Below are 21,709 nucleotides of genomic sequence, written 5' to 3'. Positions count from 1 at the left end.
GAGATCAGCATATACCGGGTATTGAACAGTTGAAGTTACAAAGACTTCTTCACTGCCACTGCAATCGATAAACCTGGGGCATAATACGGAATTAAAGTTGCCTGCAGGGCATGATAGATGTCTGATTTACCCGGCCACACGGTTTCCAGAAGATGATTCTCTCTATCTAACTGGCGAAACCAGGAACCATGTACATGATCCAGTACTTTTTCATCCAGATATTTCATAAACTCCGCATAATCCACAGCATATTTCTCATTTTCAGTCACACGGTAAAGTACTGCAGATGTATTAATCGCCTCTGCAAGTGTCCAGTGCATTCTGTCGTGTACCAGCGGTTTTCCATTCCAGTCTGTAGTATAGACGATTCCCGGCGCGCCGTCTGTATTCCAGGCGTCTTCCACCGCTCTGTTATACAGATTTTCTGCCGCTTCCCTATATAGCGCTGCACCATTCTTATCTCCTTTATAAGTAGAAAGCGCCCACTGGGTAATCAGTCTTGCCCACTCAATTCCATGTCCCGGAGTTGCGCCATATGGCTTAAACGGATCGTCCGGACGCTCTTTATTGCATTCCAGATCCGGTACCCAGTCGCTGGAAAAATGCTCAGGAATACGCCAATGATTGTCTTTCGCCCACACAAGGACATGGTCGATAATCCTGCCGGCACGAATACGATAATTCTCATCTTCTGTTACATCTGCAACTGCCAGAATTACAAATGCATGAGCGTAGCACTGCTTCGTGGGGACGATCTTATTTTCTCTTGTAAGGCCAGCATACCAGCCGCCATTCCTGTCATCATGAAGCTCACCGCGAAGCCCTTTAAGAGCCGCGTCTGCCAGCGCCTCGCTTCCCTCATGTCCCAATATGGAACCAATGCTGTAAACATGTGCCATACGGCTTGTGATCCAGGTCTCGCGGTTCCGGTCTTTCCAGGGAGTTCCATCGTCTCCAAGATAATAAGAGCTTCCTCCCGTTGACGGGAACAGATGTCCAAAATTTAACAGTCCATTTCTTACTTCCCGCAGGAATTCCTGATTTTCTGTTGTGCCAAGCTGATATTTTTTCTCTGTAGCTGCCATTTTTTTCTCCTTTATGTTATTATTTTGCTTATTGAAATTTTACTGTTTTTCAAATAAGTAGAAAATCATGAAAAAATATGTTATGATAATGAAAATTCAACGTTATATTACCGTCTCATTTTTAGGAGTTGCCATGATTTTAGAATCGAACCGTATCCAGAAAGATATACCTATTCCTCTTTATTATCAGTTAAAGGAACTGATTCTGTCCGAAATAAAAAACGGAAATTATCCCGGAGGAAGCATGATTCCCACAGAATCTGAAATTTGCTCCTTTTTCCATATCAGCCGTACCACTGTCCGGCAGGCCATCACAGAGCTTGTGCAGGAAGGCCACCTGTACCGCGTAAAAAGCAAGGGGACTTTTGTTGCCATTAAGCCCATCAATCAGGATTTTATTCAAAAGCTTGAAAGCTTTGATGAACAGATACGCCGCTCTGGTTCTATCCCTTCTACGGAAATTTTAGAATTATCCCGACGGACTGCTGATAATAAAGTTGCTGAAAAATTAAATCTGACGGAAGGCGATCCTGTTATTTACCTCTACCGTAAACGCTTTGCCGATAATCGCCCCATCGTACTGGTAGAAACCTTTCTTCCCTATGACAAATGCTCCTTTCTGTTGACGCAGGATCTGAAACAGACTCCCCTGTACCAGCTTCTTTCTTCCTCGACAGACACGGAAATCTATTTTATCAAACGTCTTGTCGAAGCTGTGGAAGCCAATGCAAATGACGAAAAGCTCATGGGAATCAAACGCGGAAAGCCTATACAATATTTTGAATCTGTCGGCTGCAATAGCGTTGGAGCTCCTATTGAGTTTTCTATTGCCCGTTATCGCGGTGACTATAACCAGTTTGAAGTTACGCTCTTTCTGAAAAACAAATAAATACGAATCCTCTTGTCCTGGAATTTTATATCTCGGACAAGAGGATTTTTTTGTATCGCCTACATCTCTATCAACTCATATTCTCTGCTTCCCAGGCCAATTTCTTCACCATGCTCCAGGCAGCTTTTGTACTCTGAATCTACCGTCGTGTTTTCGAAATGATCGTGACGATCGCAGAAGCCTGCTTTCTTCATGTTGTCGGAAAGTACACTGTTTGGAAGGGGCTGCTGCTTTAAGCACAGATCCGCGCAGGCCTGGTCAAGGGCCAGCGGGTCGAAAGAAGCCAGCATTCCCACGTTGGGCAGTATCGGCGCGTCATTTTCCCCATGGCAGTCACAGTAGGGGGACACATCCACGATCAGGGAAATGTGGAAATTGGGACGGCCGTCTACCACCGCTTTGGCGTATTCTGCCATACGGCAGTTCAGCTCCTTCGTAGCCGCGTCATTGACGAAGCGGATGGCGTCGAAGTTGCAGGCGCCCAGACACCGTCCGCAGCCCAAACAGTTTTCCGCGTTTACCTGCATCTTTTTCGTGGTTTCATCAAACTCCAGCCCCTGGTTCGCGCATTCCCGCATACAGCGCTTGCAGCCGCGACAGACCTCCGGGTCGATGGTCGGCTTTCCATATGAGGTAAAACTCACCTTCAGCTTTTCCGACAGAGGGTCCACGCCGGAATTCTGCCTTCCCTATGCTATGATGGGCGCAGCTCTTTTCTGCTTTGATCAGTATTTCAGTCAACTGGATTTTCATCTGTAAAAAAGAGTACGCATCTTTGCAAGCTCTGCTTGCTTTTATGGAATAAGGGCGTCACAAAACCGCCATATAGGTGATTTTGTGGCGCCCCTTCTTTCAATCCTTTCCAGCTTCCGTTAAAACGGAACTTTATCCGGATCATTTCCGTCGGCAAAGCCTTCCAAAACATCAAGCTTTCTCATATCTTCTTCTGTAATTCCAAAATCCTCAACCTCCAGATTCGCCCGCATTCTATCTTCATTTACAGATTTCGACAACGGCAGGAAACCATGCTGCAGATTCCATTTAATGCAAATCTGCGCCGGCGTTTTTCCATAGTGCTCTGCCATCCCGGAAAGCTCCTCCGAATTCAGTAATTTTCCATTTCCCAGAGGACTGTACGCTTCCAGCAGGATCTGATGCTCTCGGCACAGAGAGACAATATCTGCCTGAACCATTCCCGGATGAAGCTCCAATTGGTTTACCATAGGAATTACCTCTGCATCTAAAAGCGGCGTCAGGTGATTTCTTCGGAAATTCGACACGCCAATCGCCCTTACTTTCCCCGACTTATACAGATCGGTCAGAGCTTCCCAGGTTTCTCTGTTTAACGCTTCCCAGCAACGATACTGATTCGGAGACGCAGGCCAGTGGATCAAATATAAATCCAGATAATCGGTCTGTAAATCTTTTAATGTTTTTTCGAACGCTCTAATCGTCCGTCCATATCCGCGATCGCTATTCCAGACTTTTCCGGTCAGAAAGAGCTCTTCCCTCGCAATCCCTGAATTCTTAATACCGATTCCCACACTCTCCTCATTTCCGTATACCCTTGCCGCATCAATGTGATGATATCCCAGCCTGATCGCTGTTTCAACGGCCTTTTCACAGGTTTCCCCATCCGGCGTTTTCCAGGTTCCGTATCCGATTTCCGGGATGCTGACTCCATTTCTTAATTCATAATTTTTCATACGCGTGTTCTATTCCTTTCATTGCTTCATACACTTCATTAAATCTTGTTTTTGCCGCATGATATTCTTTTCGATGCTGTAAATCCGGCTGCTGTATATATTTTATTTTCTGACATCGTTCTATGGCAGAAAAATCCTTAAAAATTCCTGCTCCAACTCCTGCATTTACCGCTGCCCCCATGGCTCCGGCTTCATCCAGAAGCTCCGGAACGATGATTTGGGTCTCCCATACATCTGCCATGATTTTCCGCCAGATTTCTCCTTTTGCCCCGCCTCCCAGTACGGTTATTTCCTCTATGTGCATCTGTGTCTTCAGGATATCCAAAATGAGCGAAAGATTATAGACTACACCTTCCACTGCACTTCTAATCATGTCATTTCTTGTGGTATCTGCCTGAATTCCATAAAAACAGCCTTTGGCGTCCGGATCCCACCTGGGCGCCCTCTCTCCCAGCAGATAAGGCAGGAAGGTTACTCCTCCCGCGCCCGGACTGCTTTTTTCTGCTTCCCGGTTCATCTCTTCATAAACAGAGCCTTGCCCTTCCTTTTTTTCGGGATTCAGGAAACCCTTAAGCCAGCTGTAGGAACCGCCTGCGTATTGCATGGTTCCGTTCGGCGCATATAAACCGGGAACCATATGTGCCCAGGTTACGGTACGCATCTGGGGATCCAGAAGCGGCTGTTCGCTGGTGGTTGTAATCCATGCGGATGTTCCCATACAGCAAAATGTCTTTCCACTGCTGACCGATCCGGCTCCCACATTCGTAGCCACTCCGTCTCCCGCGCCTATGATTACCGCTGTTTCCTTTGTAAGCCCGGTCTGCCGCGCCGCCTCCTCTGTGATTTTTCCCGCGCAAAACGTGGACGGCTTCACATCCGGCAACTTACTTCGGTCGATTCCCGATAATTTCAGAAGCTCCTCTGACCAATCCAGCTTTTTTAAATCGAAAAACCCACAGCTATTTGCATCCGAATAATCCGTACAAAATACTCCCGTTAATTTTTGCACCATAAAATCCTTTGCATTCAACATCTTATACGTATTCCGGTATACTTCAGGTTCATGCTTTTTCACCCACATCAGCTTCTGGATGCCGTAAGACGCCGTATTCCGATGTCCCGTTATCTGATAATATTCCCACTGACTGATTGCTTTTTCGATTTCCTCCGCTTCCTGCTGTGCTCTCTGATCGGCCCAGATAATGGAGGGACGAAGCGGTTTTCCTTCCCTGTCCACACACAGGCAGCCCATCATCTGACCGCTGAAGCTGACTGCCCGGATTCGTTCCGGCTGAATGTCCGTACGCGCCAGAAGCTTTCTGGTCGAAGCACAAAATGCGTTCCACCAGTCTTCTGCGTCCTGCTCCGCCCAGTTTCCGTTATAGTAGTGAACCGGATAGCTTTCTATTTCAGAATCCACCAGTTCTCCTTCCGTTGTAAAAAGAGTGGCTTTATCTCCAGATGTTCCCAAATCATGTGCCAGCAGATACTCTTTCATTCTAGTTCTCCTTTTTTCGCTCCGCATCAAATTCTTCTAAAATTTTCAGCGTACTGCTTGTTCCTATCCGTTCTGCGCCGGCGTCCAGCATCGCTTTGCAATCTGCCCAGGAACGGATTCCGCCTGCGGCCTTTACCTTTATCTCATCACCAACGGTTTGTTTCATTAATTTTACCGCTTCTACAGTTGCTCCGCCCGTACCAAATCCCGTGCTTGTTTTTACAAAATCCGGCTTTACCTCTTTCGCAATTTTTGCTATCTGGATAATTTCCTCTTCTGTCAGATAGCAGATTTCAAAAATTACTTTTGAAATAACGTGCTCATTTCTGCATACCCCTACAATTGCTTCCATTTCTTTCCGGATATAATTGTAATTTCCGTTTTTTACTTCTCCCACATTTAATACGTAATCAATTTCATCTGCGCCGTTTCTGATAGCTTCCTGTGTTTCATGCACTTTTTCTTCTATGGTAGTCTGCCCCAATGGAAATGATATGGCAGCCCCCACATGAATATCCGTTCCCTCCAGCAGCTTGTGACACAACGCGGTCGGACCTGAATTAATTGCCACCATCGCGCAATGATTCTCTTTTGCCTCCTCACAGAGCTTTCTGAATGCCGCCTCATCTGCATATGCTTTCAGATTTGAATGATCAAACGTGCGGCACAACTCTTCCCTTGTAATTGTTTCTCCCGTATACATGTCTTCTCCTTTTCTTGTATTGTTATTATGTTACTACATAGTAATATAGCATACTTATACCAAAATAGCAAGTAAAAAAGACGGGACATTGGTTTTTCCGCTCCCGTCTTTATCATGCATATTCTGTTCTTATGCCTCGTCGATGGCTTTTCCGATATCGCTTCTGCAGAAGGCCTTTTCAAAGCTTACCAGCTTCACTGCCTCATAGGCGTTGGCGCGGGCTGTCTTCAGATCCGGGCCTACCGCCGTAACGCCCAGGACTCTGCCGCCGTTTGTCACAATCTGTCCGTCTGCCTGCCTGGTTCCCGCATGGAACACATAGTAGCCGTCCTTGTCCTTAAAGTTCTCCAGTCCGTGAATGGGGAAGCCCTTTTCATAGGCCACGGGGTAGCCGCCGGAAGCCAGTACCACGCAGACTGCCGCATTGTCCTCGAATTCCAGGTCAATCTGATCCAGAGTGCCGTCGATGCAGGCCTCAAAGACGTCCACGATGTCGGTCTTCATTCTCGGCAGAACCACCTGGGTCTCCGGATCGCCAAATCTTGCGTTGTATTCCAGTACCCGCGGTCCCTTCGGGGTCAGCATCAGTCCGAAGAAGATAACGCCCTTGAACTCTCTTCCTTCCGCGCGCATGGCGTCTACGGTCGCCTGGTAAATGTGATCCTTGCAGAACTTATCTACTTCTTCTGTATAAAAGGGACTGGGGGAGAAGGTTCCCATTCCGCCCGTATTCAGTCCCTGATCGCCGTCCAGGGCACGCTTGTGATCCTGAGCGGAGGTCATACACTTGATGGTCTTGCCATCCACGAAGCTTAAGACCGATACCTCGCGTCCGGTCATGAACTCCTCGATGACCATCTGATTGCCCGCGGCACCAAACTGCTTATCCAGCATGATGGTCTGCACGCCTGCTTTCGCTTCTTCCAGATTATTACAGATCAGTACGCCTTTTCCCAGAGCCAGACCGTCAGCCTTCAGTACAATGGGGAAATCCGCGGTTTCCAGATAAGCAAGAGCCTTCTCCGGGTCGTCGAAATTCTCATATGCCGCTGTGGGAATGCCGTATTTTTTCATCAGGTCCTTGGAAAATGCCTTGGATCCTTCCAGGATCGCCGCGTTGGCACGGGGTCCGAAGATACGAAGACCTTCCTTCTCAAAGACGTCCACGATGCCGCCTACCAGCGGATCATCCATGCCGACTACAGTTAGATCAATGGCGTTCTCTTTTGCGAAAGCCGCCAGCTTCTCAAATTCCATGGCTCCGATGGGCACGCACTCGGCGTACTCTGCGATGCCCGCATTGCCCGGCGCGCAATATATTTTATCAGCTTTGGGGCTCTGGGCGATCTTCCAGCAAATGGCATGCTCCCGTCCGCCTGAGCCAACAACTAAAATCTTCATAGGTTATGCCTCCTTATTGGCGAGCATATCAATGGCCTTCGGCAGCAGAATCCACTCTGCCTCCTCCATGACACGCCGCTGCAGAATCTCCGGTGTATCTCCTTCTTTTACCTCCACGGCCTTCTGTAAAAGGATGGGGCCTGTGTCGGTTCCCTCGTCTACGATATGTACGGTGGCTCCCGTCACCTTTACCCCCCGCTTTAAGGCCTCCTCATGCACCTTCAGTCCATAGAAGCCGGTGCCGCAGAAAGACGGGATCAGGGACGGATGAATGTTAATGATACGTCCCTCGTAAGCGCGGATGATTTCCTTCGGAATCACCACCAGACAGCCTGCCAGAACCACCAGATCCGCGCCGCAGTCCTGCAGAGCTTTCAGAAGCGCCGCGTTAAATGCTTCCGTGCTTCCGCATGCCTTTCTGGTAATGCAGACCGCCGGAACGCCATGCTTTTTTGCCCTCTCCAGGGCGTAGGCGTTCGGATTATTGCTAATAACGGAGACGATCCTGGCATTACGGATTTTTCCTTCATCTATGGCGTCCAGAATGGCCTGCAGGTTCGTGCCGCCGCCGGATACCAGTACTGCTACCTTTAGCATAAGGCCACTCCTTTTTCGCCCGCAGCGATTTCACCCAGGATGTACGGAGTCTCGCCGGACTCACGGACTGCTGCTACGCACTTGTCCACGTCAGCCGGATCTACGGCCATCACCATACCGATACCCATGTTGAAGGTATTGTACATCATCTGCTCCTCAATGCGGCCATCCTCACGCAGCATGTGGAAGATCGCCGGAACCTCGTAGCTGTCCTTTTTGATCATGGCACGCACGCCCTCCGGCAGCATACGCGGTACGTTCTCGTAGAAACCGCCGCCTGTGATGTGGCTGCAGCCCTTGATGGTCACGCCGGCCTCTTTCACGGTGCGCAGAGCCTTCACATAGATCTTGGTCGGCTCGATGAGGGCCTCGCCCAGGGTTCTGCCCAGGCTCTCAAAGTAAGTATTCAGGTACTCTTCCTTCATCGTGAATACCTTTCTCACCAGGGAGAAGCCGTTGCTGTGTACGCCGGAGGAAGCCATACCTACCAGCACGTCGCCCGGCTTGATATCCGCGCCGGTGATCAGGTTCTTCTGATCTACCACGCCTACCGCGAAGCCGGCCAGGTCGTACTCGTCCACCGGATAGAAGCCCGGCATCTCAGCGGTCTCGCCGCCGATGAGCGCTGCGTTAGACTGACGGCAGCCCTCTGCCACGCCGCTTACGATGGTCGCAATCTTCTCCGGAACATTCTTGCCACAGGCAATGTAATCCAGGAAGAACAGCGGCTCTCCGCCTGCGCAGGCGATATCGTTGACACACATAGCTACGCAGTCGATGCCGACGGTATCATGCTTGTTCATAAGAAATGCCAGCTTCAGCTTGGTTCCCACGCCGTCAGTGCCGGACACCAGCGTCGGCTGCTCCATATTTTTGAATGCTTCCATGGAAAATGCGCCGGAGAAGCCGCCGATACCGGTCAGCACTTCGGGACGCATGGTCCGCTTGATATGCTCCTTCATCAGTTCTACAGACTTGTAACCTGCTTCAATATCTACGCCTGCGTTCTTGTAATCCATTTTATTATCCTCCTAGTATGAGCACTTGGCGAGGTGTTTTCGAGCCTAGTGCGAATCTACACCTGGACACTTAATGAATGCAAGCGGCACGCGCCGCATGAATTTAGTGACCATGGTGTTTCCTTCAGTTCTAATAATTTTTATATCCTACCTCTTTCAGCCGCGCATCCTTCTTCTCTACCTGCTGTTTCAGATCCTCGGAGTAGGCCTTCAGACGTGCCAGCAGATCCGGATCAGAGGTTGCCAGAATCTTCGCAGCCAGCAGGCCTGCGTTCACGCCGCCGTTGATAGCCACCGTCGCTACCGGGATGCCGGAAGGCATCTGTACGATGGAGTACAGGGAATCTCTGCCGCCCAGGGATGTGGTGTGCATGGGAATACCGATGACCGGCATCGGGAAAATCGCCGCGCACATGCCCGGAAGATGGGCTGCCATACCCGCGCCCGCGATGATCACCTTGAAGCCCTTCTCCTCCGCGCTCTTCGCATACTCAAAAAATACATCCGGCTCCCGGTGCGCTGAGATAATGGTCATCTCAAACTCCACGCCAAGCTGCTCCAGCACATCCGCCGCCTTCTTCATGATCGGCATATCGGAATCGCTGCCCATCACAATACCTACCTTAGCCATAACTGCGAACCTCCTTCGTTCTTCTGTTCCTAGCGGGAAATAACTTTCCGGCTGAACGGTACTTTGTTTCCAATAAGTATTAATTAGTTTTTCTTATAAATACCTAATTTTCTTTTTGTTTTACTTATAAATCCAGTTTACAGGGTATCACACTCTCTGTCAACACCTAAAACATACAAAATTTCGAAACTGCTTATTTCTTTTCTACATTCCGTCAAACGGCTTATTCAGTTCTTCGGTTCCCGGCAGCACAAACCTTCCCTTCTCAATCAGCGGAATTCTGCTTCCGTCCGGTCTTACCACCCGGATGCAATCCAGCTCGTCATAGGGAATCGTAATATCCGTATGACAGTTGAAATAGGCTTTGGATACATCGGTCTTCCGAAGCAGGGAGCACTCGTTATCCCGGGCAATAATCTCCTTGCCGTCGGGATTGTACACCGGATTGTCCTCGGACCAGGAGTAGCAGGTGTCGCCCACTGCGAAATGGGGCCCCATCTTCTCCGCAATCAGAATCGGAAGCTTCGCGCCGATATCATACCGCTTCGCCACCATATAGGCTGTGGTGTTGGTGCCGATGGCAAATTCGCCCAGGGGCAGAGTCTCATGGTTAAAGAGTACATTCGCTTTCAGGAGCTTCTGATTTTCGGCTTCATCGTCGAAGTTCTTACAGCTGTAGGACGTGATTTTTCCATCTTCAAAACGGATTTCCAAATCCATATATTTCAGTTCATTCAGATAGACCTGGCTCACATGAAGCGTACCGTGGGTGCCGGTCAGCTTCGGAGAGGTAAACACCTCGCCCACCGGGATATTCACATCGGCCACACAGTTCTCGAAGATGGCCTCCTTCGCCGGATTCTCCGGCTGCCACAGCTGCACATACATCTCCGTCCGGTTCGCCCCCGCGCCCTTCACATAGACGTACTCGCCCTGGTCCAGGGCGTCGATGAGCTTCTGCTGGATGCCCTGATACAGGTGATAATCCAGGTTGTTGATCTTTACAATTTCCCGGAAAATCTCTTCGTAATTATTGCCAATCTCCGGAATGGGCCAGGCAATAATTGTAAAGCTGCGCTGGTCGCCGGGGATGTAGCAGTTCACCAGCTGGCCTGCCTCGCTGTTGTACGTCACCATGATCTCCTGCTGCTTTGCGTCCAGATGCAGGGCCGCCGGACAGCTCTCGGGCATAAACGGATGCTCGCCGAAGATCTCCATGACTGCAGGCCCCGCATGGACTGCCGCTAGATCCTTATACTCCTCGTAGGCGCTGTGCAGCACACTTAAACGCCGCTCGTTCAGCTTCTTATCCAGATAAAGGGCCATGTCCTCCCGGTGATCAAATTCATACTGCTTGGACGGCTTAGAGCTTACATAGCCCGGGCTTCCCTGGGGACGCCGGTTGATACTGTGACGGGCTTCCCGGTAAATGATACTTTCAAGACCCATAGCCTCAAACTGACCGATGGCCGCCTTCACCACCCGCTCAAAGCCCAGGGCATATCGGATATTAACCGTCTTCTTTTTACTCAGATCAATACCTGCCGCCACGAAGCCCATCCGATAGCCTTCGGTAAAGGTGGACGCCATGGCATCGATCTCGCTCTGGGACAGTCCGGCCAGAAAGCGGCTGACGCCCAGCTCATTTTCCGTAATGTACTCGCCGAAACGGTACAGATAACGCGGATCACTGAGATCTGCCCCGCGGATAAGCTTCGCCGCGAAATCCAGAGACGGATCCAGCTGCTCCCGAATCCGATCCGGGATAAATACGTCGCAGTAATCACTCATATGCCAGTAGAGGATTTCTTTCAGATTCTCCACGGACGGCGTATCTTCCTCAAAGGCGTTGTACAGCTCGATAAAAAGCTCGGCGGTGACCGTCATATCGGTCAGACGGCCTTCCACCGCCCAGATGATCATGCCACGCAGCTCCGTGTATACAAAGCTAAGAAGCTGTCCGTAACCCTCGCCAAGCTTTTCCACTGCTCCCGTCGGATTGGCATAGCTTTCCCTGTAAGCCCCGCCTGCCACGTCGCCGTACAGCCGCCGGTTCTGCTCCTGCAGCTCAGCCAGGCTCAGCCGTTCCGGCTCTCCCTTCTCCACACTCGCCCGGTACACGTCCATTTCCAATATAAAATCCGCCATTTTCTGAAAATATGCGTAAAATGGAGCCGACACGGTCTTTTCCTGCTTCATTGCCCGTATCCGCTCCATCGCAAGCTCATAGCGTTCTCTGATTTCTTCCATTGCCATCTATACTCCTCCTACATTCCTATCACGCATACCATCGCCCACAGAATAAACAGAAGTCCGTCCACAACCACGCCGATCTGGGAAGAGATCACATAGACGTCCTCTTCCTGAAAGCCCCGAAGCGCCAGTACGAACCCGACGACGCTGGCCAGCATGGCAAATACTCCTAAGAGACCCACGATGCTTCCGGCCTGACCTGACCTCTGATAGGCAAGCGACAGGGACGCTGCCGTCAGAATCAGCGCTGTCCCTCCGCAGGCCACCGAAAGAAGACCCTGTTTTGTATGCTTTTTATCGGTAAATTTATAACTTCTTCTCACCATTTCTCTTTCTCCATATATGCCAGAACCATGCAAACAACAGGTAGCCGATGGCTCCCCCCATGGTATTCAGCAACAGATCATCCACGTCGAAGCAGCCTACCCGCAGGATTAACTGGAAGGTTTCTGCCAGAAGGCTTGCCAGAAACGCCAGGATGATGGTGCGCTCCATTCTCCGCGCAGACGGAAAAAGCAGCGGCACGGCGAATCCGAAAGGAATCACCATGGCTACATTTCCCACAATATTGATCAGCATCGCGGACGTCCCCAGGATGTCCCGGTGCTGCCAGAAACGCCGGATCTCCCGAAACAGCACCAGATTATATCGGTAATCCGGACTGACATCGGTTCTTCCATAGGCCTCTGAAAAAAACATAAAATAGACGACGCACGCCAGATAAATCAGCAGCAGTACGCGCCCTCCCTGCCTCAGTCTGTCTCTGGAATCTCTCTTTTTCATTCTGCCCCGTATCCGTCCTAAAACATGAGATCTGACTTATTCTTCAGAAGTCTTGCGCCGTTGACGATGCAGAGGATTCCTGTTACGATACCGGTTACCAGCATGATAATGCCGACGGTAATAGAGCCTGCGCCGGTCTGGGTCATGGTCTTATATGCTTTTTCGTTCATGCAATTGCCTCCTTATTTTGCGCCGTACTGTTCATAATATGCGTCGATTGCCGCCTTACACGTGTCATCAATGAGAACTCTGCCCTGGCAGGGACGGTTGTAGAGGTGCTCTACCACGTCCGCCATGGTAACGATGGCGTTGGTCTCAAAGCCGTACAGATCCTTTACCTCGTCCAGAGCGCATTTCACACCGCCCTTGCCGACCTCCATGCGGTCCAGGGATACCATCAGACCCACGATCTCCACATCAGCCGCGCCCTTTACCTTCGGTACAGTTTCCTCCATGGATTTGCCTGAGGTAGTTACGTCCTCGATCATAACGACACGGTCGCCGTCCTTCAGCTTACTTCCCAGAAAGCTTCCCTTGTCCGCGCCGTGATCCTTCTCTTCCTTCCGGTCTGAGCAGTAGCGGACCTCTTTGCCGTACAGATCGCTGTAGGCAATGGCGGTAACCACGCTTAAGGGAATACCCTTATAGGCCGGTCCGAACAGCACGTCGAAGTCGTCGCCGTACTTGTCATGGATGGCCTTCGCGTAATACTGGCCCAGCCGTTTTAACTGGGAGCCGGTCACATAAGCGCCCGCGTTCATAAAAAACGGGGACTTTCTGCCGCTCTTCAACGTAAACTCGCCGAACTTCAGCACGTCCGACTCTACCATAAATTCAATAAATTCCTGCTTATACTGTTCCATTTTATCTTAACCCTCCTAATAATAGCCATATTTCTTTTATCTTAGCACAAAGCCTGCCGCTTCGCAATCCGGCATTTAAAAAATGCTCTCCGGATACCGGAAAGCATTTTCCTGATGCTTTTAGAGATACTGGGCGATCTCCGCCTTGTTATTTGTATAGCTCAGCGCGTCCTCCCGGGTGATATAGCCTTCCCGGACCAGGCGGCCCAGGTCCATGTTCAGGGTGTGCATGCCGTTATCGGCGCCTACCTGCATCATGGACGGGATCTGATGGGTCTTGCCCTCGCGGATCAGGTTCAGGATGCTGTCGGTGCTTACAAGAAGCTCTGTGGCGGCGATACGGGTTACGCCTCCGCCACAGGGAATCAGGCACTGGCTGACGATTCCCTTCAAGGTGCCTGCCAGCTGGATACGTACCTGGTTCTGGCCCTCCGCCGGGCAGGCGTCGATGATACGCTCCACGGTCTGGGCCGCGCCGGTGGTATGCAGGGTGGACAGCACCAGATGACCGGTCTCCGCGGCCAGAAGCGCTGCGGAAATGGTCTCGTAGTCACGCATCTCGCCCACCAGAATCACATCCGGGTCTTCACGGAGCGCGCTTCGAAGGGCTGACGCGAAGCTTCCTACATCCTCGCCCACCTCCCGCTGGTGAATCAGGGAGCGCTTACTCTCATACCGGTACTCGATGGGATCCTCGATGGTAATCACATGTCGATCCAGATTCCGGTTCAGATACTCGATCATGGCCGCCAGGGTGGTGGATTTACCGCTGCCGGTGGGGCCGGTGACCAGAATCAGGCCTCTGGGCTGTTTGGCCATCTCATAAAGGATGGTGGGCATCTTAAGATCCTCCAAGGAGGGAATCCGCCCATTCAGCAGTCGTATGGTGGCTGCCAGCTTTTTCTGCTGCCGGAACACATTCACACGCTGCCGCTCTCCTTCCGGGGTCTCCAGGGAAAAGTCCGCATCCTCGCCCGCCTCAAAGGCTGCCCTGTGCCGCTCGCTTAAGAGCGAAAGCAGAAGGGAACGCACCTCCTCCGGCGAGGGCTGCAGCTCTGCCTCCCGAAGCCGTCCATTTACCCGGTACCACAGGGGCATTGCCTCGGAAATATGAATGTCGGACGCGCCTTTTTTCCGGGCGTCCCGGATAATCTCACAGATATCTGTCATCTTACTCTCCATAGCTGATTTTCATCAGCTCCTCCGGCGTGGTCACGCCCTCCTTCACCAGAATGAGACCGCTCTCCTTCAGGGTCCGCATATGCTGATGCTCGACAGCATATTTCGTGATCTCCTCGATGGTCTCGTGATCCACGATCATCCGCCGAATCTCATTGTTAACCGGAAGAATTTCATGAACTGCGATTCGTCCGCTGTAGCCTGTATGATTGCAGTGGGAGCAGCCCATGCCCCGGTGAATCTTCTTCACATCCCGGCCCAGAAATAAGCGCTCCTGCTCGGTGGTCTCCATCTCCCTGGCGCAGCTTGGGCAGACCTTCCGAAGCAGTCGCTGGGCCACCAGTCCCACCAGGGAATTGGCCACAAGATAGGTCTCCACGCCCATATCCTGCAGTCGCACGATACTGGACACCGCGTCGTTGGTATGCAGGGTGGAAAGCACCATATGACCGGTGATGGCCGCCCGGACCGAAGTGCCGGCAGTCTCGCCGTCACGGGTCTCGCCCACCATGATAATATCCGGGTCCTGGCGCATCAGGGCGCGCAGACCCACATCGAAGGTCATACCCGCGGTCACATTGACCTGGGTCTGATTGATGCCGGGGATATTTTTCTCCACCGGATCCTCGATGGTGGATATATTCACCTTCCGGCCGGACAGGTAATCCAGCACCATATACAGTGTAGTGGACTTACCGCTTCCGGTGGGGCCGGTAATGTAAATGATACCGTTGGGGTAATTCAGCATGGGTGCGAACTGGTTGTAGCTGAAATCATCCATACCGAAATGATCGGCGTGATCCAGATGGGCCGCCGAAGCCAGAATACGCAGCACCGCTTTCTCGCCGAAGACTGTGGGCAGCACGGACACACGGATGTTGATATTGCCCTCATCCAGCTTTACCCGGAAATGGCCGTCCTGGGGAACACGCTTCTCAGCGATATCCAGATTCGCCAGAATCTTGATACGGGCGATAAGAGGCGCGTGGATGTTCCGGTGAATGGTCACATATTCCATAATGACGCCGTCAATACGCATGCGCACCCGGGTCTCATTTTCAAAGGGCTCGATATGGATATCGCTGGCGCCTGTCTTAATGGCACGCTCCAGAAGGCTGTTTAAGAGGCGGATAATCGGCGCTTCATCGGCGCTGTTCTCCAGGTCCTCGATTTCCAGATCGTCCGCCGCCGTGGTGGTAAAGCCCACGTTGGCCTGGCTGGCCGCCTGACGGGCGCTGACCTCCGCGAAATAATAGGAAATCGCTTTTCTTAAGGGTTCCTCCTCTGAGAGGCAGATCTCCAGCTGGCAGCCGGTCTGCTGCCGGACCTCCTCCAGAGCGAAATAGTTCAGCGGATCATTAACCGCCAGCACCATATGATGCTCCTGGACACTGATAGGAAGCAGGAGATTCTTTTCCGCAAGCTCTCTGCTTACCATGGCTACGGCCTTCACATCCACCGGCAGCTGGGCCACATCCACGATGCGCAGCTGCAGCCTGCTGGCCAGGGCGTCCAGCACCTGCTCCTCCGTCACGAAGCCCAGTTCACGCAGAATCTGACCCACGCGCATGTCCCGGTGCTCCTTCTGATAGGCCAGGGCCTGGTTCATCTGCTCATCCGTTACATATCCTTTTTCCTTTAAGACGTCTCCGATTCGTAAGTTTGTATTCACTGTGCCGTCTCCTCTCCTGTACTGGACGCGTCGCCGCAGGTATATACCGCGATGACGCAGCTACAGGTGGTCGTATCCACCGAATCCAGATTTTCATTCAGATAAGTGCCCTCCTGCATGGTGAAGGAACGCACCTGAAGTCCCGGATAATCCACCGCAATATCATTTAAGAAGCTGCGAATCATATCCTCGCTTCCCCGCACGGTCAGGCTCACGTCGGTGATGTGTACGTACTGTGCGTACACCGGCGTCACTGTGTCCGCACTGTCCCCGCTGTCCTCCCCACCGTCCAGCTCCGCTGTGGCTGTGTCCGGATCGGAGTTCTCTGCAGTATCCGCAGCCACCGCCAGAGCCGACAGGAAATAAGCGTCCGGCACCGCGTCCCCGGTCTCCGCAATACTTAAGGACACCGGGAACAGACTATGGTTCAGCACCACGCCGGTCACCAGCTCATCGATCTCCTGATTTTCCAGCAGGCCATAGTACTGATCCTGCGCCGCTTTCAGTGTCTCCTCCTGCTTTGCGATGGTTTCCTCCACCGCAGGCATATTTGCAATAGTGTCCTCCATCTCCTGCTTCTGCGCTGTCTTCGCCTCCAGGGAAGCGCTCAGATCCTCGTGCTTATTCAGTCCCGGGAAAATCAGAAGCTGCATGAAAAGCACCACAATCAGGACGCAGCCCAGTCCCTTTAACAGAACGATATCGCCCGGCTTTAATTCCGTATCCAGCTTCATTTACTGCACCTCCCCGGCATCGGCTGCCGCGAGAACGCAGGACAGCGACAATGTATATTCGTTATCCCCGTAGGAATAACCGGTATAATTTACTTCTTCAAACAGACCCGTGGTCGTAAGACGGCTCACATAGCCCGGGATGTCAATGACCTGACGGCTGACCGCGTTGAAGGTCAGAGTGCCTGTCTCCATGTCCAGTCCCTGAATCTTCACGTCCATATCCCGGCCACTGACGTCCTCGATCTCCCGGATCACGCCTTCCGTCAGATCCGGATAGGTGGCCAGATTATCTTCCATCCGGTTCACCTGGGCAATGGACTGACTTAAGGAAGCGCTGTAATTTTTCCGCTCCTCAGCCTGCCGGTACTGTTCCTGCACCGCAGAGTCCTGCATCCAGCGATCCATTTTCCGGATTCTGGCTGATGTGGCCCCATTCCAGACCGCCACGCCCGCAAACAGCACCAGGCAGACCGCCAATGTCACTGCCGGGGGAACCAGTTCTTTTCCGAAATGGACTTTTCCGACCCCGTCCTTCTTCTGATCCGCAAGCCAGCGGTCATACAGATTGATATTCTTCTTATCGGTAATCATGGCTCCTATACAAGCCAGCCAGTCTCCCGGATTTCCGGGGGCGTCGAAGGGAAGATTTACCTCCAGCGGGCGGACCTCCAGGTTCATGGCACGGATGCCGTCCAGACTCGCCTCGAAATCATCCGGCGCGCAGCCTGTATAGTAAACATCCGTAATGGGCGTATCGGCATTCATGGTGGCGTAGAACTGCCGGATACCGGAGATATTCCGGACGATCTCCGTACCGAAATCCAGGGTTCCCCGCTCACTGAAAATCCGGCTTCTGGTGGAATACTGGTAGACGCCGTCCCGATAGAGCAGGCTGGTCACACTGCTGTCCTCAAAGATCAGATAGATGGCTGTGCGGTTCCGGCACTCCTTCAGCTGGGACATGAGCCTTAAGTAGCCCTCCAGCGGCACAGACACCGCGTCCACCGGGATTCCCAGCTCCCGGGTAATGGCTGTGAGATCGCTTAAGAACTTCTCCGAGGTGCTGCCGCAGCACAGGCTTAAGCCCTGCTTCTTATCCCCCTGCACCATCGAATAGTCAGCGACGCCCTCGCTCTCATTTTCCTGCATGACATTTTTCGCTATCTTCCCAAGCTGCTTTCCTGTGGCGTAGGGAACCTGGGTAATCCGCGCGGAAGAGTAGGAAGCCGGAAGCACCAGCTTCACATGATCCGCATGCAGGCTCTCCAGACAGGTTTCCAGAGCCTTTTTCCACTGCTCCATCGTATTGCCGAAGCCTTCCACCGGAATCCGGCGCGCTTTTGTGAGCTTCGGCATGCGTCCGGCTTTCCCCTCCGCCGCAAGGATGCATTCTTCTCTCAGTACAATGACCGCGTCACTCATGATCGTTCTCCTTGTAAATTATTTCCATATCCTTTGTTTTCATTCTTCCTTACGCGTTTTCGATGGCTGCGTAGGACTGGTAAATCGGCAGCATCACGCCAATCATAATCATACCTACCACCAGAGCCATGAAAATAATCAGAATCGGCTCCAGGAGCGTCACCATCCGCTTCGTAGCCTGCTCCGCGTCATCCTCCAGAGTGGCCGCGACGGAATCCAGCATCACGTCCAGCCGACCGCTCTCCTCGCCCACCAGAATGGTACTGGAGAGCTTCAGAAGCAGGCCGTCCACCTCATGAAGGGCCCGGGACAGGGCCACGCCGCTTCGCACCTGGGTCACCACCATATCAAACTGCTCCTGTACATACAGGTTGCCTACGGTCTCGCCTGCGATGCCGATGGCCTGGGCCAGGGGCATACCGCTGGAATAGAGGCTACTTAAGGTCCGCGCGAACCGGGCTGTGTAAATGACCTGATACAGCCTTCCGAAGCCCCACACATGGACCTTCGCGTAGTCCACGCCCCTGCGCACCGCCGGAATTCCCATAATCAGCCGCACCAGCGCCACGAAAATCAATACGGCAAGCAGCGCCACATACCACCTCTGTACCAGAAAATCCGATATGGCAATCAGCATATTCGTAATCCAGGGCAGGCTGTCCATCTCGTCAAAAAGACTCTGGAACTGGGGCAGGATAAAGGTCACAATCAGGATGACCACCGCCACGCTTAAGACCAGCAGCACCGCCGGATAGGTCATGGCGGATTTCACCTGCTGATTCAGCTTATGCTCTTTTTCATACTGGATGGCCAGACGTCCGGTCACCTGATCCAGGTTACCGCTGCCCTCGCCGGAGCGGATCATACCCACCATCAGCTCCGGAAAGGCCTGCCGGTTCTCCATGGCCTCGGACAGGCTGACTCCTTTTCGAAGATCCGTCAACACCGCGTCGTAGACCTCACGCTCCGCCGCCGGGATACCCTCCTGCCCGGAAATGATATCCAGCGCCCGCACCAGGCTGACGCCGGAAGCCAGAAGCGTGGACAGCTCTCGGCAGAAAGACGCCAGCTGCTTAGGCTTAAGTCTTTTATGACCCCGGGCTTCCGTCAGGTTCTTCGCCTCCACCAGATACAGGCCGTCCCCCAGCAGATCCGCGGTCAGTGTTTTTTCGCTGGCTGCCTCGACCGTTCCTTTTTTTATTTTTCCCTTCATGTCCTTCGCGACATATTGAAAACGGGCCATCTGTTGTTCTCCTTTATGTAAATGAAGTAAAGCTTCTCCTATGTATTCTATATTATGTAAACCATTTCACTGTCGCTTCTACAGTGCGCTCAGATACCAGGCTGCGATCTGGTCGCCCCAGAGGGCTGCCACCGCCAGGCCAAAGGCCAGAAAAGGCCCGAAAGCGAACTGGTCGCTCTTTTTCAGCCGTTTTGTGGCCAGCATAAAGGCCGCGTAACCGCCGCCGGAAAGCAGGCCGAAAAACATGGCACAGACAATGGCGTCCATGCCGAGAAAAAGCCCGGACGCCGCCATAAGCTTGATGTCGCCGCCGCCGAAGGCTCCCGGCACGATCAGCGCCAGCACCAGCATGGGAACCGACACAATCAGCGCGCCGATCAGACGATCCCCGATTCCGTGCTCCGGAACCAGAAAGATCTGCGCCGCCGCCAGGATGGCTATGATCATGTGAAATCGATTATAGATGATCTGGGTGTCCCAGTCTATCAGGGCCACCACCAGTAATATTCCAAGATAACAAAAAACCACCGCGCCCTCCAGGGAAATCAGCCCGGTGTGTCCAACTCCATAGCGCCACGCGCACAGGATCCATGCCGCTCCTCCGGCCAGCTCGCCAAGGAACGCCCGTTTCGGGATCGGCGTGCCGCAGCCCTTGCAGCGTCCGCGTAAAGCCAGAAAGCTTACGCAGGGAATCAGCTCTGCCGCGGTCAATACCCGCCCGCAGGCTGTACAGTGGCTCCGCCCCTTCACGATTCCCTCACCTCGGGGAAGCCGATCGGCCACCACTCCTAAAAAGCTGAAGATGCAGGCTCCGAAGAGGAACCTTATCAGCCAGAGAATTCCTTCTAAAATTACTAATTCTGTCATATCAAATGTGTTACTTTTTCCCGCAGGACTTTTGTCCTGCCCTGCTTTTCATAGCTGTATCAAAATTCGTTCTGTACGCTTCCGCACTTTTACGGATCGGTATCCTCGTCCCCGATCATCAGCCGGTCATGGTATACGGTGTATACATGGGTGCTCCGGTCATACCAGACCGTATACTCGTTCTCCTGATAGATAAATTTCTGCACCCGGTAACCACTCTCGTCGGTCTGAAGAATCCAGAATTCTCCCGGCGCCTTGCTTAAGAAAAGGACGTCCTCATAGACGCCCTCGGCCACGCCGCCCTGCTTTGCCGCATCCGCAAAGGGAGCGCTGCCGCCGTACTGCCCGGTGGAGGTCACATCCAGCGCCATCCTTACAGACCGGGCGTTCCGGAGCGCTGTCCGGGCATCCGCCCGGTACAGAAGCTCCAGCGCACCGGGCGCTAAGAGGACCACCACCAGAAGTACGAGACAAAGGACCGTAAGGGTCTGCCGGAGCCAGCGGTGTTGCTTTTCCTTATTCTGTTGTGCAGAGGCGGGGTGCTGGGTGGGCATGGGGTACGGTCCTTTCTTTTATAAAAATATCAAATTCTAGTTTTTAGTTAGTAACTTTTGCTACATTATAATCGCCATCGCTATTATTAGTGCCAGCCGGCTCATATGTACAAGTATATGTAGAGTTCTTATAAACCAGTTTTGTTACTTTATTCGGTGTTTTTGAATCTGCAGCAGCGTCCAGAGTTACCTCTGTAATCTCACCCTTAACTTCTGCTAAATCTTTAATCTCAGAATACTTTACAGTACCTGTATCTTTGCCTACCGTAATAGCAACTCCAACATCCACCTTTGTATAAGCCTCATCTACCAGTGTCTGTGCAGCCATTACAGCCTGACGTGTCTCAGCAATAACGGATTTCTTCTTCGCTCTGTCAATATACCCAGTCAGTGCCGGTACCAGCAGTGCTGCCAGGATAGCCAGAATTACCAGTACAACGATCAGCTCTACCAGTGTAAAGCCTTTTTTGTTCTCTTTGAGTTTCTTAAACATTTCTCTTTTCTCCTTTTTCTTTACAGATATTTTCTATATAAGCGCCCGGGCAGGCGTCTATATCTTGTTTGTACGGCCTTACGGCGTGTTATCCATTACAGTCGTTGCCGTCACACC

23 protein-coding genes are annotated in these 21,709 nt (G+C 52.2%); 1 reads left to right on the top strand and 22 read right to left on the bottom strand.

From position 1 onward, the window contains the following. Positions 1 to 35: 35 nt before the first annotated feature. A complete protein-coding gene (locus ACTRC3_RS08475) occupies positions 36 to 1,085 on the bottom strand; it encodes an AGE family epimerase/isomerase (RefSeq protein ID WP_440322767.1) in 1,050 nt (349 codons plus the stop codon). Between the two features lie 67 nt (positions 1,086 to 1,152). On the opposite strand from ACTRC3_RS08475, the gene ACTRC3_RS08470 reads away from it, so the two are divergent. Next, entirely contained in the window at positions 1,153 to 1,974 is an 822-nt protein-coding gene (locus ACTRC3_RS08470; protein WP_440322766.1) for a GntR family transcriptional regulator, read from the top strand. Between the two features lie 59 nt (positions 1,975 to 2,033). Here ACTRC3_RS08470 and ACTRC3_RS08465 read toward each other — a convergent pair whose 3' ends face one another. The 21 genes from ACTRC3_RS08465 to ACTRC3_RS08365 all read right to left on the bottom strand — a co-directional run bounded on the left by ACTRC3_RS08465 (position 2,034) and on the right by ACTRC3_RS08365 (position 21,592). Further along, on the bottom strand, positions 2,034 to 2,618 hold the full coding sequence (locus tag ACTRC3_RS08465) for a DUF362 domain-containing protein (RefSeq protein ID WP_440322765.1): 585 nt from the start codon (positions 2,616 to 2,618) through the stop codon (positions 2,034 to 2,036). Between the two features lie 228 nt (positions 2,619 to 2,846). Continuing rightward, positions 2,847 to 3,680, bottom strand: a complete 834-nt coding sequence (locus ACTRC3_RS08460; protein WP_440322764.1) for an aldo/keto reductase — start codon at positions 3,678 to 3,680, stop codon at positions 2,847 to 2,849. Further along, positions 3,667 to 5,178, bottom strand: a complete 1,512-nt coding sequence (gene xylB, locus ACTRC3_RS08455; RefSeq protein ID WP_440322763.1) for a xylulokinase — start codon at positions 5,176 to 5,178, stop codon at positions 3,667 to 3,669. The genes ACTRC3_RS08460 and xylB overlap by 14 nt, the downstream gene beginning before the upstream one ends. Before the next feature lies 1 nt (position 5,179). Further along, positions 5,180 to 5,881 carry a deoxyribose-phosphate aldolase gene (deoC, locus tag ACTRC3_RS08450; protein WP_440322762.1) on the bottom strand — a complete coding sequence of 234 codons (702 nt, stop codon included), beginning with the start codon at positions 5,879 to 5,881 and terminating at the stop codon, positions 5,180 to 5,182. Positions 5,882 to 6,010: 129 nt separating this feature from the next. Further along, a complete protein-coding gene (purD, locus tag ACTRC3_RS08445; protein WP_440322761.1) occupies positions 6,011 to 7,282 on the bottom strand; it encodes a phosphoribosylamine--glycine ligase in 1,272 nt (423 codons plus the stop codon). A gap of 3 nt (positions 7,283 to 7,285) precedes the next feature. Beyond that, a complete protein-coding gene (purN, locus tag ACTRC3_RS08440; protein WP_440322760.1) occupies positions 7,286 to 7,879 on the bottom strand; it encodes a phosphoribosylglycinamide formyltransferase in 594 nt (197 codons plus the stop codon). After that, positions 7,873 to 8,898, bottom strand: a complete 1,026-nt coding sequence (gene purM / locus ACTRC3_RS08435; RefSeq protein WP_440322759.1) for a phosphoribosylformylglycinamidine cyclo-ligase — start codon at positions 8,896 to 8,898, stop codon at positions 7,873 to 7,875. Before purM ends, purN begins: the two co-directional genes overlap by 7 nt. A gap of 130 nt (positions 8,899 to 9,028) precedes the next feature. Beyond that, positions 9,029 to 9,529, bottom strand: coding sequence for a 5-(carboxyamino)imidazole ribonucleotide mutase (purE, locus tag ACTRC3_RS08430; RefSeq protein WP_440322758.1), 501 nt, complete (start codon positions 9,527 to 9,529; stop codon positions 9,029 to 9,031). Between the two features lie 204 nt (positions 9,530 to 9,733). Continuing rightward, on the bottom strand, positions 9,734 to 11,785 hold the full coding sequence (locus tag ACTRC3_RS08425; protein WP_440322757.1) for an aminopeptidase: 2,052 nt from the start codon (positions 11,783 to 11,785) through the stop codon (positions 9,734 to 9,736). An 11-nt stretch (positions 11,786 to 11,796) separates the two neighbouring features. Further along, complete coding sequence (locus ACTRC3_RS08420; protein ID WP_349163263.1) at positions 11,797 to 12,108, bottom strand: DUF6142 family protein; 312 nt, start codon at positions 12,106 to 12,108, stop codon at positions 11,797 to 11,799. After that, positions 12,089 to 12,565, bottom strand: a complete 477-nt coding sequence (locus ACTRC3_RS08415; protein ID WP_178038426.1) for a VanZ family protein — start codon at positions 12,563 to 12,565, stop codon at positions 12,089 to 12,091. The genes ACTRC3_RS08420 and ACTRC3_RS08415 overlap by 20 nt, the downstream gene beginning before the upstream one ends. 17 nt (positions 12,566 to 12,582) lie before the next feature. Then, the gene (locus ACTRC3_RS08410; RefSeq protein ID WP_440322756.1) at positions 12,583 to 12,735 is read right to left on the bottom strand and encodes a hypothetical protein; all 153 of its coding nucleotides are present in this window, start codon (positions 12,733 to 12,735) and stop codon (positions 12,583 to 12,585) included. 12 nt (positions 12,736 to 12,747) lie between these two features. Continuing rightward, on the bottom strand, positions 12,748 to 13,428 hold the full coding sequence (gene pyrE, locus ACTRC3_RS08405; RefSeq protein ID WP_349163262.1) for an orotate phosphoribosyltransferase: 681 nt from the start codon (positions 13,426 to 13,428) through the stop codon (positions 12,748 to 12,750). Positions 13,429 to 13,548: 120 nt separating this feature from the next. After that, entirely contained in the window at positions 13,549 to 14,598 is a 1,050-nt protein-coding gene (locus ACTRC3_RS08400) for a type IV pilus twitching motility protein PilT (protein WP_440322755.1), read from the bottom strand. A gap of 1 nt (position 14,599) precedes the next feature. Next, entirely contained in the window at positions 14,600 to 16,279 is a 1,680-nt protein-coding gene (locus ACTRC3_RS08395) for a GspE/PulE family protein (protein ID WP_440322754.1), read from the bottom strand. Beyond that, entirely contained in the window at positions 16,276 to 17,013 is a 738-nt protein-coding gene (locus tag ACTRC3_RS08390) for a hypothetical protein (protein ID WP_440322753.1), read from the bottom strand. Before ACTRC3_RS08390 ends, ACTRC3_RS08395 begins: the two co-directional genes overlap by 4 nt. Then, a complete protein-coding gene (locus ACTRC3_RS08385) occupies positions 17,014 to 18,435 on the bottom strand; it encodes a hypothetical protein (RefSeq protein WP_440322752.1) in 1,422 nt (473 codons plus the stop codon). Between the two features lie 49 nt (positions 18,436 to 18,484). Continuing rightward, on the bottom strand, positions 18,485 to 19,678 hold the full coding sequence (locus tag ACTRC3_RS08380; protein ID WP_440322751.1) for a type II secretion system F family protein: 1,194 nt from the start codon (positions 19,676 to 19,678) through the stop codon (positions 18,485 to 18,487). Positions 19,679 to 19,756: 78 nt separating this feature from the next. Further along, entirely contained in the window at positions 19,757 to 20,545 is a 789-nt protein-coding gene (locus ACTRC3_RS08375; RefSeq protein ID WP_440322750.1) for a prepilin peptidase, read from the bottom strand. An 89-nt stretch (positions 20,546 to 20,634) separates the two neighbouring features. Continuing rightward, on the bottom strand, positions 20,635 to 21,099 hold the full coding sequence (locus ACTRC3_RS08370) for a hypothetical protein (RefSeq protein WP_440322749.1): 465 nt from the start codon (positions 21,097 to 21,099) through the stop codon (positions 20,635 to 20,637). A gap of 43 nt (positions 21,100 to 21,142) precedes the next feature. Continuing rightward, complete coding sequence (locus ACTRC3_RS08365; RefSeq protein ID WP_440322748.1) at positions 21,143 to 21,592, bottom strand: prepilin-type N-terminal cleavage/methylation domain-containing protein; 450 nt, start codon at positions 21,590 to 21,592, stop codon at positions 21,143 to 21,145. Positions 21,593 to 21,709: the final 117 nt, after the last annotated feature.

This window comes from Laedolimicola sp. (assembly GCF_051972735.1).
Lineage (GTDB): Bacteria > Bacillota > Clostridia > Lachnospirales > Lachnospiraceae > Laedolimicola > Laedolimicola intestinihominis.
This window is presented reverse-complemented; position numbering and strand designations above follow the sequence as displayed.